The organism is Candidatus Symbiobacter mobilis CR, assembly GCF_000477435.1.
GTDB lineage: Bacteria > Pseudomonadota > Gammaproteobacteria > Burkholderiales > Burkholderiaceae_C > Rhodoferax > Rhodoferax mobilis.
Window position 1 is genome coordinate 1,607,663 of record NC_022576.1, and the last position, 15,138, is coordinate 1,622,800.

Consider the following 15,138-nt stretch of genomic DNA (forward strand, 5'->3'; position numbering starts at 1 on the left):
GCGGTGGTGGTTACTGTGCAAGTCGCGAAGCGGATTCTGGACGCTCCCCTCGCCCAGCGGGAGAAGGGCTGGGGGGTGAGGGAAAGATTGCGGCGGGCAGAGACTTTGCCGATTCTTCGCGAACGATGTGGAGGATGTCTCTCTTGAGCACGCCATACGCCGGGTCTGCGACCAGGTCTTCCACCGAGCGCGGGCGCACAAAAGGCACTTTCCGCTCGGTGCGAATGCGCCCCGGGGCGGAGGCCATGATGAGCACGCGGTCTGCCAAATAGAGCGCCTCATCCACATCGTGGGTGACAAACAGGATCGTGGTGCCTGTTGTTTGCCAAAGTCCTGTCAGCAACTCCTGCATGGCCAGACGGGTTTGTGCATCCAAGGCGCCAAAGGGTTCGTCCATCAGCAGTATTTCCGGCCCCGGCAACCATGCGCGAGCCAAGGCAGCGCGCTGGCGCATACCGCCTGACAGTTGCCAGGGAAAGTGGTGGACATGGTTTTGCAACCCCACCATCCGTAGAAAGTGCATGGCTTGGCCCGTCACAGCGGCTTGGGATTGACCGGCCATGCGTGGGCCAAAGGTCACGTTGTCGAGCACGGAAAGCCAGGGGAACAAGGTAGGTTGCTGAAACACCATTCCACGGTCTGGTCCTGGGCCAGCAATCGGTTGTCCATCGATCAGCAGCGTGCCTTGGTCTGCTTGCTCAAAACCCGCCAGCAAGTGAAGGACCGTCGTTTTGCCGCAGCCCGATGCACCGAGCAGGCAGACGAACTCCCCTTTCTCCAGCGTGAGTGCAACGTCTTGGAGTACCTGCTGACCAAGGACTTGGGCCGTGGGACCGGCAAATTGTTTGCAAACCCCTTGCATAGCAATACGGGGAGAGGTACTCATGCGTCCTTCCCGCTCCAAGGGGCCAGGCGCTTTTGCCAACGCAAAAGAATCCAATCAAAGAAATATCCGGTCAGGCCCAGCAGCGCAATACCGAGCAAGACCACGTCGGTGCGGAGGTAGTTGCCAGCATTGATGACCATCCAACCCAGCCCTGCATGGGCGGCGATCATCTCTGCGGCAATCAGAGTAGTCCAGCCAATGCCCACGGAAAGGCGCACGCTGGTGAATAGTTCGGGCAGTGCATCGGGCAGCACCACGTACCAGAACAACTGGCGGCGACTGGCGCCCAGCGTCTGCGCAGCCCGCAAGCGGGCTTGACTGACGCCCAGCACGGCAGCAGCGGAGCCGACCACGATGCTGAGAAAGCTGGAGACGAAGATCAAAAAAAATTTGGCGCTCTCCCCAATGCCAAACCAGACGATCACCAGCGGGATCAGCGCGATCTTGGGCAAAGGCCGCAGGAACTGGACAAAGGGATTGAGCGTAGCGGCCAGGATGGGCGACAAACCCATTCCCAAACCGAGCGGCACCCCCACGCCGATCGCCACGACAACGGCCAACAGCGCACGTGCGGTACTGATGGCCCAGTGCTGCCATAGCGGGGTCTGTCGATAGCCGCTTTCCGCCAGTTCGAGCGCAGTGGTCAGGATGTCACTGGGCGGAGGCAGCAGCAGGGGGTCTACCCAGTGCAGCGAGCCGGAAAGCTGCCAGAGCACCAGAAAGGCCACGACTGCCAGGGCGCTGATCAGCGACAACCGCCAGCGTATCCAGGCGCGGGATGCATGGCCATGGAGAACGCTGGCGGTGCTCGCGGCGCGGGGATGCGCAGCCAAGGCATTCTGCGCGGGCAGCGACACGGGCCGCTGCATCCCGGTCGGCTGTGGGAGCGACACGCTTACGGGAGCGCAGCGGCGCGTTGCAGGTAGGTAGTGTTGATTGCGGGGGCGAAGGATGCAGGAATGTCGGCCTTGCGCATTTCGCCCATCTCAGCCAGAAAGATGGCCGAATTTTGGAAGGCGCGTGTGATGCGGGAGTTTGCTTTGGTGGTTTCGTTGCCCAGATAGGCCGTCGTCAGTTGTTCGGCGATCGAAGGGTGCTGCAAGCCGGCGAGGGTGCTGCGGGCGGTGTCCACCGGAATGTCTAGATGTTTGGCAATCGCTTGGGCTGAGCCTTCGGGGTCACGCTGGTATTGGTCCACCTTGTCTTGCACGACACGCAAAAACTTCACAACAATCTCTGGATATTTGTCAGCAAATTCTTTGCGCACCGCAAAGTTATTGAAGATCAAAACATCGTATTTCTGCAGATCTCGGGTTGCGAAAATTTCTTTGCCACCGTCGCCTTCGAGCTGTTGCGAGAAGGGTCCCCAAACGTAGGCTGCGTCAATGTCGTTGCGCTTCCAGGCTGCCACCATTTCCGCAGGCTTGAGGGCTATCCCTTTGATGCGGCTGCGATCGACCTTGGCCAGTTTGATAGCGACCTCAAAAGCATATTGCGCAGTGGAATTGGCGGGATAGGCGACGGTTTTTCCTTCCAGGTCTTTCAGGGAATCAATGCCTTTGCGGGCAATCAAACGCTCACTGGTGGCAATGATTTCCGGCGCGCCAATGACTTCAATAGGCAATTTGCGTGCAATGGCAGCGGCTGTGGGGCTAGACCCGAACCGTGCAATATCAATCTCTTTGGCGGCAAAGAGGGTCAACACGTCCGCGCCCGAGGCATAAGGAACCCACTTCACCTTGGCGCCAAAGGCTTTGTCATAGGCTTTGTCGATCTTGCCCAGTACCCATACACGCGGCCCGCCTGCATAGGCAAAGCGAACTTCCTCTGGCACTGCCTGCGCCTGCACGCCAGTGCTGACCAAACTCGCGCCCAGCAGCACGGTATGGAGTAACTTTTTCAACCAGGCAAATTGGAACATCGTTGTACTCATCCATGGTGTGATGGGCCGGTCAGGCTCAAAGACTGCGGTGGCTCCGTAGTGTGGACAGGTACCCGGGGCGGAATACGCTCGAACTGCCGCTACAGAGATGATATTGACTTCCCCGGATTGGAAAAGTGTAGCCGGGGCACTGTGGAGCTTGTAGTCAGCCGCTGACCTATGGGCAAGCGCTGGACAGCTTTACCAAGCCGTTACCACTCCGCCAACGCAGCGCCATACTGGCTGCATAGACTGCACAGCTATCAATAACCGGCCTTCAGGCCGGAGTCACGGCGTACCGCATTGCAGGGCGGGGTTTCCAACCAGTGTTCGTTTTGCTATGAACCAGCACATTCTGATGATCGAAGACGATTCCCGTCTGGCCCAAATGGTCGGCACCTACCTGGGGCAGTCGGGATACGGTTTTGCCCACGCAGGCGATGGACGCACGGGGCTCGACGCAGTGCAAGCCACTGTGCCCGACCTCGTCATCCTCGACCTCATGCTGCCGGATATGGACGGGCTGGAGGTGTGTCGACGCATTCGCACTCTGGAAGGCGCCCGTGCGCAAACACCCATCCTGATGCTCACGGCGAAGGGAGACCCGATGGATCGCATCATCGGCCTGGAGATCGGAGCAGATGATTACCTGCCCAAGCCCTTCGAGCCCCGTGAGTTGCTTGCGCGCATCCGCGCCGTGCTGCGCCGTCGCGCCGACCCCACCCCCAGTTCCACCCAGATGCTGCGATTCGGGTCGCTGGAAATCGATGGCGACGCACGCACGGTACACCTGGGCGACAAACCCTGCGAACTCACTTCCTACCAGTTCGATCTGCTCCTCGCATTGGCCCGCCGTGCGGGGCGGGTACTGACACGAGAGCAAATCATGGAGGCCGTCCGTGGGCGCGAACTCGAAGCCTTCGATAGGTCGATCGACGTACACATGGGCCGCATCCGCGCAGCGATCGAGGACGATGCACGCAACCCCAAGCGCATCCTGACTGTTCGGGGCGTGGGGTATGTGTTCGCCAAGCAGCAGGACTAACGCCCCACCATCGCCATGCCACACAAACTCTATCTGCGCATCTGGCTCGCCGTCGTACTCGCCGTGGCAGTGCTGACGTTGCTCGTGGCACAGGTCTGGCGGTGGACGGTCGAACCCCCACCCCGAGACGTGATCGTGCGTGACCCTTCCGGGCAGGTCATCGGCATGGGTCAACCACGGTGGATGGACGATGGCCCCCCGCCGCACCGGGGCCGGAATCCTCACGCCTCCCCGCGCTGGAAGCAGCTCGCCCCGCCTGGCTCCGGGGCTTCCTCTCCCGTAGCGATGGGCGACAACACCGGCGAATTCCTGATTCGTATGCGAGACGGGCAAACCATGCGGATGCATCTGGCACGCCCCGCACCCCCACCGTGGGGACGCCCGCCCTTCGGCTTTGCGTGGATGCTGGTGTGGGTGGGGCTGGCCGTCGCGCTGGCGACCTACCCGATCGTGCGCACCCTCACCCGCAGGCTGGAACGCTTGCAGGATGGTGTGCAGCGCTGGGGTGAAGGGGATTTGTCGGTGCGCATTGATGAGGAGGGCAAAGACGAGGTGGCTTTTCTGGCTCGTCGCTTCAACCAAGCTGCGCAACGCATCCAGACGCTCATCACCTCGCACGAGGCATTGCTGGCATCCCAAAAATCGCTGCTGGCCAATGCCTCGCATGAGTTGCGCTCCCCCCTGGCGCGTATCCGCATGGGCATGGAGCTGCTCGGGAACGCTATTGCGCCACCACTGCGCAAGGAATTGGAACGCAACGTCGCCGAGCTAGACCAACTCGTCGAAGAAATCCTGCTTGCAAGCCGGCTCGATGCGCACGAAGCCAACCTGGGGACGATGGAATCCGTCGATCTGCTGGGGTTGGCTGCGGAAGAGTGCGCACGGCTCGACATCGACCTCGACATCGACGCACCACAGCCTGCTGCGCCGTGGACGGTGCATGGCGTGAACAAGCTGCTGCGCCGCGCCCTTCGCAATCTGCTGGAAAACGCCCGCCGCCATGGCGCCCACGACGTTCGCGCCCACCTCGGTCAGCAGGGGAATGGGATCGTCCTGCGCGTCTGCGACAGAGGCCCTGGCGTTCCCGAAGGCATGCAAGAGCGCATCTTCGAGCCTTTCTACCGGCTACCCGGCGCTTCCGAACGCGATGGCGGCGTCGGCCTGGGCCTATCACTGGTTCGGTCTATCGCCACCCGCCACGGCGGGACGGTGCATTGCCACAACCGCGACGGCGGCGGAGCATGCTTTGTGCTGGAACTGCCCCGGGAAGGGAAAGACAACGTGCAGGATGCCAAGTAGCCTGCATGGGGTCGCCCTCCCCTGCTTCTTCACCAGCCATGCCGAGTGGCGTTGAACACAGCCCTTCCCACCACATCCTCTACGGCACGCAATACCATCGGCACGGATAGCTCGTGCAGGCAACGGGTATGACCATGGGGACAGGCACGGGCAAAGCAGGGAGCGCAGTCGAGCGGGGGAATGCAGTCGGGGTCTGTCTTGCGCCATAGCACCTGCGCACGCGGGTTGTTCGGCGGCGTATGCAACGGGCTACTGGAGCCGAATACCGCAACCTGGGGGACGGAAAACGCCGCAGCGATGTGCATCAGCCCCGAATCGTTGCTCACCACGCAATGCGCAGCAGCGAGGATCGCCATGGCCTCAGTCAACGTAGTCTGACCAGCCAGATCGCGCACCCCAGGGGCATGGCTGCACACCGCTTGACATGCCTGCGCATCACGCGCAGCGCCGACCAGCACTACAGGACGATCCAGCCCCCTTGCCAATGCGGCAAAGTGCCCTACAGGCCAACGCTTGGCCGGGCCGTATTCGGCGCCGGGGGCCAACACGTGGTACCCACCGCGTTCCAGCCCAAAGCGACGCAACACGATATCGACCTGCCCAGCTTCCATCGTCAACCGGGGTACATCAAACGCATCCCCTACCGCATCCCCCGCCAGCGCCAGATACCACTGCACCATCGGCATTCGCTGCAAGCGCGAAGGATTGGGCAGCCGGTGCGTGAGCAACCCATACCGCATTTCTCCCAGATACCCCACCCGTCGTGCGATGCTTGCCAACCAGGGTAGCAACGCGCTCTTGAAAGAATTGGGACAGACGTAGGCGATGTCAAAACGCCCCCGCCACTGTCTGGCCCATCGGAACCGCTGCACGGGCTGCAACCGACTGCGTACAAAAGGCAGTTCGAGCACCTCGCAAACCTGGGGCATGGCCCGGTATACGGGCGCAATGGCAGGCAACGCGGCCACCGTCAACCGCTCCCCACGCAGATGTAGACGCCGCAGCAGCGGCTCGGTCATTACGGCGTCGCCAATCCACTGCGGCGCGATCACCAGGCTGCGCGCCTGGCACGGCGCGACAGCGTCGCCGTCAGTGCTTGGCACTGGAACGCCGGGCAGCCTTCAGCTTGTACACCGTTCCGCAGTACGGACAACGCACCTGCCCCGTACGGGAAACATCGAGCGATACCTTGGGATGCCCGCTCCAGAGCCGAAGATCCGCCAACAAATTCGGGCAATGCACATGCCCATTGGGGTCGAGATCCGAGTCCAGCAATTCAAATTTCGCGTTACTCATTCACCATTCCTTGCTCACCATTCCTTGCACCATACCCTCAGCCCGAAAGACGGAGCATGATGCCATAAGAGCCACATTCAGCATCGCTATTGCTACTGCCATGCCTCTGACATCGGCACAACGCTTTTTGCTCCCGTGGTAGGAGCGACAAAAGTGGGATGGCCGCGCTACTTGTGCGCACGATCCACGGACTGTGCAGCACAGGACGGGGCAGCGCCTGGAACCGTGATCCCTTGCAACACACGCAACGCAGCAGCAAACTCCAGCCGTTGCAGGTGGGCACCGACGCGGTCGAATACCGGACCAAGCTGGGTCGAGACAAAGTCCGCACGCAAGACAACGATACGTTCGAGCGCATCGAACCGCTGGCTGATGAGCAAAGGCTCCAGCTCCTCTCGTACCTGCATGAACCGCTCCCAATCGATGGCATTCCCAGCCACATGCTGCGGTGACGCGTCATCCAAGCCCGTAAACCCGGAGTGCCCGCACTTATGCCCGGAATGCCCGCACTTATGCGACTGAATGCATCGAGCGAGCTTCTCGCGCAATACGTCCGCCTGCACCGGCTTGGCCAGGAAATCGTTCATGCCCGCAGCGAAACATCGTTGGCGATCTTCCTCATACGCGCCAGCAGTCAGCGCAATGACGGGCACCGGCCGCACCCCGGCGTTGTGTTCCCACGCACGAATACGCTCCGTGGCACCACACCCGTCGAGCACCGGCATTTGCACGTCCATGAGCACCACATCGGGCCGCAAGCCGCGTTCGATGGCCTGCAACGCCTGCACCCCGTCATGCACCATCGTGAAGTCCAGCCCAAGATGTTCGAGCATGGATTCGATGACCATGCAATTGACAGCGTTGTCTTCCGCCACCAGCACGTGGCCTACCAAATTGCCCGAAAAAGCCAATGCATCCTCGTCGTCCTCGTCGGCTTCTTCACCGTCGTCTGGCACTAGTACCTCCCCCACATCCATAGCGACAACAAACCAGAAACGCGAACCTTGTCCGGTAGTACTGTGTACCCCTACCTTGCCCCCCATCAATTCGGCAAGGCGTTTGACGATGGATAGGCCCAGGCCGCTGCCCCCGTATTTGCGGGTCGTCGTGTTGTCGGCCTGCACGAAAGGCTCGAACAAACGCGCCTGCTGTTCCGGTGTCATGCCAATCCCATCATCCGCCACGGTGAATTGCAGCAACGCCTTGCTGCCTTGCCGCTCCAGTTCTGTAGCACTGACGTGGATGGCACCCTGCGTGGTGAACTTGATCGCGTTGGAGATCAGGTTGCTGAGCATCTGACGCAATCGGGTCACATCAGCCAGATAGTGCTGCCCAACAGGCCCATCCCAATGATGGTCGAGCACAAGTTGCTTGCTGCTGGCTGACTCCGCGAATAACGCATACACGTCGTGCAGCAACACCTTGGGATCGAATGCGATGCATTCCAAAGTGACTTTGTTGGCCTCGATCTTGGAAATATCGAGGATGTCGTTGATCAGGCTCAGGAGCATCTGCCCCGATCCCAGGATGACGTGGGCATAGTGCAAGCGCTCTTCTTCGCTCAACCGAGGCTTTTGCAGCAACTGCGCCATTCCCAGGATGCCATTCATGGGAGTACGAATTTCGTGCGACATCGTTGCCAGGAAGCAGCCCTTGGCTTGGTTGGCGATATCGGCCTGTTCCTTAGCTCGGGTTAGCTCGGTAACACGGTCGGCAATGGCCTTGGTCATCGTATTGAATGCCGTACCCAACTGACCCAGGTCATCGGGTCCTTCCGGCAGCCGGGTGGGAGACAAATCTCCGACAGCAACGGCATGGCTGGCCTGGGTCAACCCGCCAAGCTGGCGCATCAACCACCATACGATCAGCATCAGCATCACAAAAGAAAGCAGCACCTCCAGCGATGCGATCAGCACGCCTTGCGTAAGCAGGCGTTTGCGTGCGAGCAGCACTTCAGACATATCCAGACCGAAACGCAAGGTTCCCAAATGCTGCCCATGCACGGCGATGGCACGCTGAACGTGGTAGACGTTTTCGTTATGCAGTTTTTCGATGTCTGCATCCGGCAGCGGCAGCACCTTGCCACGCTCCCAACCCGAAAGCGCCAGCGTTTCGCCACGCGAATCCAGGAGCGCCAAGTACCGAATCCCCCCCCGGCTCATGCTCTCGTCGAGCACAGACTGGAGAGTGGCTTGATCCAGTTGCGCCAGCGGCGCCACCAACGCGGCCTGAAGGATCGGGACGAGCTGCTCGACATGCATACGCCCCTGCTCGATCATGTGGTGGCGCATCAGCCGCACGCTGTTGTAGACGAGCACAGTCAGCATGACCGTCTCGACAAGCAGCGCAGCCAACAACAATCGGGATCGAACCGAACGCAGGGCAATCATCGTCGACCCATACCGCTGATCAGCGCAGGGACTGGCGAACTGCGGCGGTGTAGAGGTCCATCGCCTCCAATTCCCCGGAACGCAAAGGGCGATACCCCTCCAGCTTGTACTTGGCAAAGTAGTCCCGCGCCGCAGGCGTCTGCGCAAAGCCCTCCAAGGCTTGCCTGATCTCTTCTGCCCGCTTTGTATTGCGGTGATTGAGCATGTAGACCCTTCCCGCCATCGGTTCCCCTACGACGAGGAAACGCAGCCGTGCCTGCATGGCACGGGGAAGGCTCTGGTAATTGGCCATCGACAGAAAGCCCGCCACAGCCTGGCCTTCCAATACCAGCCGGGCCACACTGTCCGAAGCGCTGATGTAGCGCAGGTCGACGGCGACCTCGTTGACACGCAGCCAATGCTCCCCCCATAGGGTAACAAGCGACGCGGGGGACAGCCCCAACACAGGTTTGCCGCGCAGATCTGCCACCGCCTTGACAGCATCATCATTGGCAACGACGGTGACAGCACGGAACTCCGCAGCATAGGTCAACAAGGGGATGTACTGCGCGTCGGTCTGCGCAAGCCGAGCTTGGTGGCCCGTGGTGATGGCAATGTCATAGTCTTGTTTCAGCATCCGCCGGGCAAATTCGCCGAAATCCGTTGCTGTGACGATTTCCACCGGCTGCCCCAACGCTTGCTCCAGATACTTACGCAAGGGCTGGTACATCTCCAGAATGGCGCGCGCACTGGAGTGGGGCGCCACCCCAACCCGGAATGGTTGGGGTGGTTGGAATGGCTGGGATGGCTGCGCCAACGCAAGGGAAGCAGCCCAGAACACACCCAGGCACAGCCACCGCAAGACGGAAACGGAACACTGCATGGCACCCTCCCGTATCTTCCACGCACTACGACGCACCGCCAACAACCCAGGCTACGTGGGAGCCGCCGACACGATTTTCCGAACGACGATGCCGGTCTAGCCAACAGGTGGCCCGCCCTTAGAACGTTTCCCAGTCGGCATCGCCAGCGCCAGAAGACTGTGCTGGCGGGTGCGACGCAGGCGCAGCCAGTTTTGCCGGCGCGGCGGCAGCCTTGACTGGCGTAGGCACCGTACGCGGCTTGGCAGGAGCCCTAGGCTTCGATGCAAGCTTGCCGCCTGTAGGCCTGGGCTGTGTGGAACGAACCGGAGCAGGCGTGATCGTGGCACGCGCAGCGCCTAGCCGACTGGGAACCTTGAAGACCGCGACGGCCTGGACCATCTCTTGCGCCTGCCCCATCAGGCTGCTGGCAGCAGCGGCCATTTCCTCGACCAACGCGGCGTTTTGTTGCGTGGCCTGATCCATCTGGGTAACGGCCTCGCCAACCTGGCTGACCCCCTGACTCTGTTCCACGCTGGCAGCGCTGATTTCCCCGACGATATCGGTGACGCGCTTGATCGAGCTCACCACCTCCTGCATCGTCGTTCCCGCCTGATCAACCAGCGTGGTGCCCTGTTCAACGCGCTCGACGCTCGCGTTGATCAAAGACTTGATCTCCTTGGCAGCCTGCGCGCTGCGCCCGGCCAGCGAGCGCACCTCCGATGCAACGACCGCAAAACCACGCCCCTGTTCACCAGCACGCGCGGCCTCGACAGCGGCATTGAGCGCGAGGATGTTGGTCTGGAAGGCGATACCGTCGATCACACTGATGATGTCGCTGATCTTGCGCGATGCTTCGTTGATCGCACGCATCGTATCGACCACCTGGGCAACGACATCCCCACCCTGCACCGCCACCGTGCTCGCATTCATCGCAAGCTGGTTGGCCTGGCGAGCGTTGTCCGCGTTGTGCTTGACGGTAGAGCTGAGTTCTTCCATGCTCGCTGCGGTTTGCTCCAGCGCGCTGGCCTGGCTTTCGGTGCGGCCGGACAGATCCTGGTTGCCCTGGGCGATTTCTGCGCTGGCATTGGCCAAGCTGTCGGAACTTTGGCGCACTTGACCCACCACCTCTGCCAGACTGGTCTGCATCTCGGCGAGTGCCGCCATCAACACGGTGAATTCGTCATTGCCCGCTACCTCGATATGGGTCGTCAAATCCCCCTGCGCAGTGGCCAAGGTCACGGATACAGCGCGTTGCAGAGGCTCCGCAATGCTGCGCATCAATACCCATCCAAACCATACTGCGAACAACACCCCGAGAACGATCGACGAGAGCGACAACATGCGCACAGTCGCGAACTGATCGTTGGCATCATCGAACTCCTGCCTCGCCTCCCGCTGTTGGAAAGAGATCAGTGCCGAAAGTTCTTCATGCACGGCACGATACAGCGGAATGACTTTTTCCATCAACAGGGTACGCACTTCGTCGATCTTGTCTTGCCGCAAGGCATCCAATGCGGGCTTCAGCCCCTCCCGCACGTACTGAGTACGTCGCTCCTGGAAGCTTGAGTTCATGCGTTCTTCTTCGGGTTCCATACTCGAGGCAAGGTATTCAGTGATCAACTTGTCGACCTCTGCAATGCCGGCTTCGACTTGGTCGATGCTTTGCTGCTTTTGGGACGGATCAGACGCCATGACCACAGCGCCCAAAACAGTGCGGTTCTGCAAGATCAGGTAATCGACGCGCCCCAGCCGTTCCAAATGTCCAAGGGAATCGACATACAGCGTATGGAGTGCATCGGTGCCCTTCCCGATACCTAGTAGCCCAATGCCGCCCACAACGAGCAAAAGTATGGCCATCACGCCGATCAGGATGGCGAGCCGGGTCGAAATCTTGAATTGGTTCATGGTATTCCCTGCTTGGAAAGCACTACGACATTTGCTGTGCCCACGATGATACGCTGTGCGCCTGCGGTAGCCCTTCTGCCATCTGGAAGGGTGATGTACCAAGCCCTGAGGGGCATCCCAGACAGACAGGCGGCCTCGCTAGAATGCGCCGCCTACATGGTTCGGCGGGTGTAGTTCAATGGCAGAACGGCAGCTTCCCAAGCTTCATACGAGGGTTCGATTCCCTTCACCCGCTCCAGATCGTTTTCTGCGATCTGCCTTCCCCCAGTCCATCGTCCCCGAATGTGGTTGTCCCGTACACGGTCTTCCACATCCGGTTCGCGCACGTGGCCCACGCACTCGGCCCATGCAGCCGGTCAACGCATCCGGTCCAATACAGCGATGCTTTCCACATGCGCCGTGTGTGGAAACATGTTGACTACCCCCGCCTGCTGTAACAAATAGCCTGCCTGGTGTACCAGGATTCCTGCATCACGCGCCAGGGTTGCAGGGTTGCAGCTCACGTAGACGATTCTGTGCGGGGGGTTCCATGTCTGCGGAGCAGGGTTGTCCCCCCTGATCAGTTCAGCCAAGGAGCGAACGAGCGCCACGGCGCCCTCTCTGGGCGGGTCGATTAGCCATTTTTCCGCGCAGCCCCATTGCAGTAGTGCCCGCACGTCCAGCTCGAAGAGGTTGTGCGCCGCAAAGGTCGTCGGAGCCAGGGGTCGTCCGGTAACTGTGCTTCCACCATGCCGTTCGTAGCCCTGCCGGGCGCGTTCCACCAAAACCGCATTGCCTTCGACACCGAGCACCCGCGCAGCGCGGGTGGCAATGGGCAGGGTGAAATTGCCCAACCCGCAAAACCAGTCGATGACTGTCTCGGTTGCCCCGATCTCCAAGCATCGCACGGCCATCGACACCAGCACCCGGTTGACGAACGGATTAACCTGCGTGAAGTCCGTCGGCAGAAAGGGCAGTTCCACACCGAATTCCGGCAAGGCGTGGCGCAATGCCTGGGTGTTGGCATCGAGGGGATGCACGGAAGCCGGCCCGCCAGGTTGCAACCACCACCGAACCCGGTCATGCTCTTTGGCAAAAGCGCGCAGTGCCTCGGTATCGTGCTCGCTGAGCGGCTGCAGGTGCCGCAACACCAGCGCGATGTGGTCTGCATCGCAAGCCAGCTCGATTTGCGGACAACGCTCCCGCGCTTCGAGTTGCCCGATCAGGGTGCGTAGTGGCATCAGCAGGCTGCCCACTTCCTGCGGCAAGACCCGGCATGACTGCATATCCGCCACATAACTACTGTGGCGCTCATGAAAACCCACCAAGACGGTCTGCTTGGCCCGCACGTACCGCACCGAGAGCCGCGCACGATACCGGTACCCCCAACTCGGCCCCTGAATAGGACGCAAGACGACTGCGGGGCGTACCCGCCCCAGGTGCCACAGGCTGTCTTCCAGGGCGCGCTGTTTGACAGCGACCTGGGCATCCACATGGCAGTGCTGCATGCTGCAACCCCCACACGCCCCGCGATGCATCCCGTAGTGGGGGCACGCCGGAACCACGCGCCAAGGCGATTCCTGCTCAATGGCCGTGACGGTGCCCTTTTCCCACTGGTTCTTGCGGCGATGCACCGCAACGCGAACCCGCTCCTGCGGAAGCGCCCCTTCGATGAACACCACTTTGCCATCGCTGCGATGCGCAATGCCTTGCGCATCCAAATCCAGCGATTCGACTTGCAGAAGTTCGTCCTCCTGCCGAAGCGCCGGGGCCTCCACCAAGGCAGCCAAGACAGCGAACCCGTGCGGCGTGGAGAGACTCGAGAACCGGCTCCGCCTCAGTGACGGGCGGGCAGGAACTTCAGGGGATCGACCGGCTTGCCATTGCGCCGCAGCTCGAAATGCAGCTTGACCCGGTCGGCATCGCTGTCCCCCATCTCGGCGATCTTTTCCCCTTTGCGCACGACTTGGTCTTCCTTGACCAGCAAGGTCTTGTTGTGCGCGTAGGCAGTCAGAAAGACGTTGTCATGCTTGAGGATGATGAGGTTCCCGTACCCACGCAGGCCGGAACCCACGTACACGACCCGACCGTCTGCGGCAGCCAGCACAGGAGCACCCGTTGCACCCTCGATGTCGATACCCTTGTTGCGCACGTCGTCGAACGCTGCCAATACCGAACCAGTCGCCGGCCACGCCCACGTGATGGGGGCCTGTGCAGGGGCGGCAGATGCAGAAGTGGGGGCAACGGGAGCAGCAGGCGAAGATGCCGACGCTACCGCACCAGAAACCGGGCGCACCGGCGGCAAGGGCTGCGATGCAGCCACCCCCGCTGCGGAAGGAAGCACCGGACGCACCTGCGGCGGTGCTCCCACAGGGGGAGCGATACGCAAGACCTGCCCCACCTCGATCCGATTCGGATTCTGCAACTGGTTCCAGCGGGAAACGTCCTGCACCGTCTGCCCATGCTCCAGGGCAATACGCAAGAGCGTGTCCCCGGGCTTGACGGTGTAGTACCCAGGCTTGCCTGCGTTCTCGACCCCTGCCGGGTACCCATTGGGGAGGGAAATGACCGATCCCGGATTGCCCGCACGGGTGGCCCGTTCCTCCACCGGCGCATGGTTGAGCCGGGTTCCCCCGCACCCCGCCAACAGCAGCACTGCCAGCACACCGACCGCAGCTTGAACGCTTCGTTCCCTGATTTCCATGCTCTCCTCCAAGCGGTCAGGATTGTAGGAGTGCCCTTCCATCCATGTTGGACGCGATGGTGGCAACGGTTTTTGTCACCGACTACGAGGCCAGCGTACCCGTCCGGGGAACCAGCGCGGCCCAGTCTCCCAGATGGGCATGGTCGGTCAGATCGATTTGGAGGGGGGTGATGGACACCTTCCCCTGCGCGATAGCGTGGAAGTCTGTACCGGGTGCATCATCCTTCACCTGCCCTGCCGCACCAATCCAATACATCGTCTGACCATGCGGGTTGGTCTGGGTAATGACAGACTCTGCCGCATGCCGCCGCCCCAGTCGGCACAACTCGAAGTCTCCAATTTCCTCCAAGGGCCGCCCCGGAATGTTCACATTGAGCAGCCACGGCGCACGGCCAATCAAGTCCAGCCGCTGCAACATCGATACCAGCTCGCGCGCCTTGTGCGCCGCAGCATCGATATGCTTCCAATCGTGTTCGGCCTGAGAAAAAGCAATGGCGGGGGTACCAAACAAATATCCTTCCATCGCAGCGCCGACCGTCCCCGAATAGAGGGTGTCATCCCCCATATTGGGGCCGTTGTTGATACCGGAAACGACGAGATCCGGGCGATAGTCGAGCAGCCCCGTCAGCGCGATATGCACGCAGTCGGCGGGGGTGCCGTTCACATACCGAAAACCGTTGGGCGCACGATGGACGTACAAGGGGGTATGCAAGGTCAGCGCGTTGGACTTGGCGCTGTTGTTGTGTTCCGGAGCCAGCACCTCGACATCCGCCACACCCTGCAAAGCAACATACAAGGCATGAAGCCCCGGTGCCTGGTATCCATCGTCATTGGCAAGAAGAATCTTCATCTCGTCTCCGTATCGATGCTC

Annotated in this window: 13 protein-coding genes and 1 tRNA gene; 3 read left to right on the forward strand and 11 right to left on the reverse strand. The window is 61.1% G+C overall.

Features of this window, described 5'->3' with window-relative positions; genetic code table 11:
- Positions 1-10: 10 nt before the first annotated feature.
- Genes CENROD_RS06615 through CENROD_RS06625 form a run of 3 tightly spaced genes read right to left on the reverse strand, consistent with a single transcriptional unit; the run spans position 11 to position 2,807 of the window.
- The gene (locus tag CENROD_RS06615; RefSeq protein ID WP_022773112.1) at positions 11-886 is read right to left on the reverse strand and encodes an ABC transporter ATP-binding protein; all 876 of its coding nucleotides are present in this window, start codon (positions 884-886) and stop codon (positions 11-13) included.
- The gene (locus tag CENROD_RS06620) at positions 883-1,779 is read right to left on the reverse strand and encodes an ABC transporter permease (protein WP_238551750.1); all 897 of its coding nucleotides are present in this window, start codon (positions 1,777-1,779) and stop codon (positions 883-885) included. The genes CENROD_RS06615 and CENROD_RS06620 overlap by 4 nt, the downstream gene beginning before the upstream one ends.
- A 2-nt stretch (positions 1,780-1,781) precedes the next feature.
- Positions 1,782-2,807, reverse strand: coding sequence for a taurine ABC transporter substrate-binding protein (locus CENROD_RS06625; protein ID WP_022773119.1), 1,026 nt, complete (start codon positions 2,805-2,807; stop codon positions 1,782-1,784).
- Between the two features lie 340 nt (positions 2,808-3,147).
- On the opposite strand from CENROD_RS06625, the gene CENROD_RS06630 reads away from it, so the two are divergent.
- Together CENROD_RS06630 and CENROD_RS06635 are read left to right on the forward strand one after the other, a co-directional pair.
- Complete coding sequence (locus tag CENROD_RS06630; protein WP_022773123.1) at positions 3,148-3,852, forward strand: response regulator transcription factor; 705 nt, start codon at positions 3,148-3,150, stop codon at positions 3,850-3,852.
- Positions 3,853-3,867: 15 nt separating this feature from the next.
- Positions 3,868-5,151 (forward strand): sensor histidine kinase, encoded by a 1,284-nt coding sequence (locus CENROD_RS06635; protein ID WP_022773126.1) that lies wholly within the window; start codon positions 3,868-3,870, stop codon positions 5,149-5,151.
- 29 nt (positions 5,152-5,180) lie between these two features.
- Here CENROD_RS06635 and waaF read toward each other — a convergent pair whose 3' ends face one another.
- The 5 genes from waaF to CENROD_RS06660 form a co-directional block, all read right to left on the reverse strand.
- On the reverse strand, positions 5,181-6,254 hold the full coding sequence (waaF, locus tag CENROD_RS06640; protein ID WP_274518141.1) for a lipopolysaccharide heptosyltransferase II: 1,074 nt from the start codon (positions 6,252-6,254) through the stop codon (positions 5,181-5,183).
- The gene (locus CENROD_RS06645; RefSeq protein ID WP_022773133.1) at positions 6,241-6,447 is read right to left on the reverse strand and encodes a zinc-finger domain-containing protein; all 207 of its coding nucleotides are present in this window, start codon (positions 6,445-6,447) and stop codon (positions 6,241-6,243) included. The genes waaF and CENROD_RS06645 overlap by 14 nt, the downstream gene beginning before the upstream one ends.
- 167 nt (positions 6,448-6,614) lie before the next feature.
- On the reverse strand, positions 6,615-8,837 hold the full coding sequence (locus tag CENROD_RS12475) for an ATP-binding protein (RefSeq protein ID WP_022773134.1): 2,223 nt from the start codon (positions 8,835-8,837) through the stop codon (positions 6,615-6,617).
- A gap of 19 nt (positions 8,838-8,856) precedes the next feature.
- Positions 8,857-9,699: a phosphate/phosphite/phosphonate ABC transporter substrate-binding protein gene (locus CENROD_RS06655; RefSeq protein WP_022773135.1), complete on the reverse strand. Its 843-nt coding sequence runs from the start codon at positions 9,697-9,699 to the stop codon at positions 8,857-8,859.
- A gap of 118 nt (positions 9,700-9,817) precedes the next feature.
- Positions 9,818-11,584, reverse strand: coding sequence for a methyl-accepting chemotaxis protein (locus CENROD_RS06660; protein WP_022773136.1), 1,767 nt, complete (start codon positions 11,582-11,584; stop codon positions 9,818-9,820).
- A 164-nt stretch (positions 11,585-11,748) separates the two neighbouring features.
- On the opposite strand from CENROD_RS06660, the gene CENROD_RS06665 reads away from it, so the two are divergent.
- A tRNA-Gly gene (locus CENROD_RS06665) sits at positions 11,749-11,822 on the forward strand.
- A 118-nt stretch (positions 11,823-11,940) separates the two neighbouring features.
- Here CENROD_RS06665 and rlmD read toward each other — a convergent pair.
- From rlmD to surE, 3 genes are all read right to left on the reverse strand, one after another.
- Positions 11,941-13,353: a 23S rRNA (uracil(1939)-C(5))-methyltransferase RlmD gene (gene rlmD, locus CENROD_RS06670; RefSeq protein ID WP_022773139.1), complete on the reverse strand. Its 1,413-nt coding sequence runs from the start codon at positions 13,351-13,353 to the stop codon at positions 11,941-11,943.
- A gap of 47 nt (positions 13,354-13,400) precedes the next feature.
- On the reverse strand, positions 13,401-14,267 hold the full coding sequence (locus tag CENROD_RS06675; protein ID WP_022773143.1) for a peptidoglycan DD-metalloendopeptidase family protein: 867 nt from the start codon (positions 14,265-14,267) through the stop codon (positions 13,401-13,403).
- Between the two features lie 82 nt (positions 14,268-14,349).
- Complete coding sequence (gene surE / locus CENROD_RS06680) at positions 14,350-15,117, reverse strand: 5'/3'-nucleotidase SurE (protein WP_022773146.1); 768 nt, start codon at positions 15,115-15,117, stop codon at positions 14,350-14,352.
- Positions 15,118-15,138 lie beyond the last annotated feature (21 nt).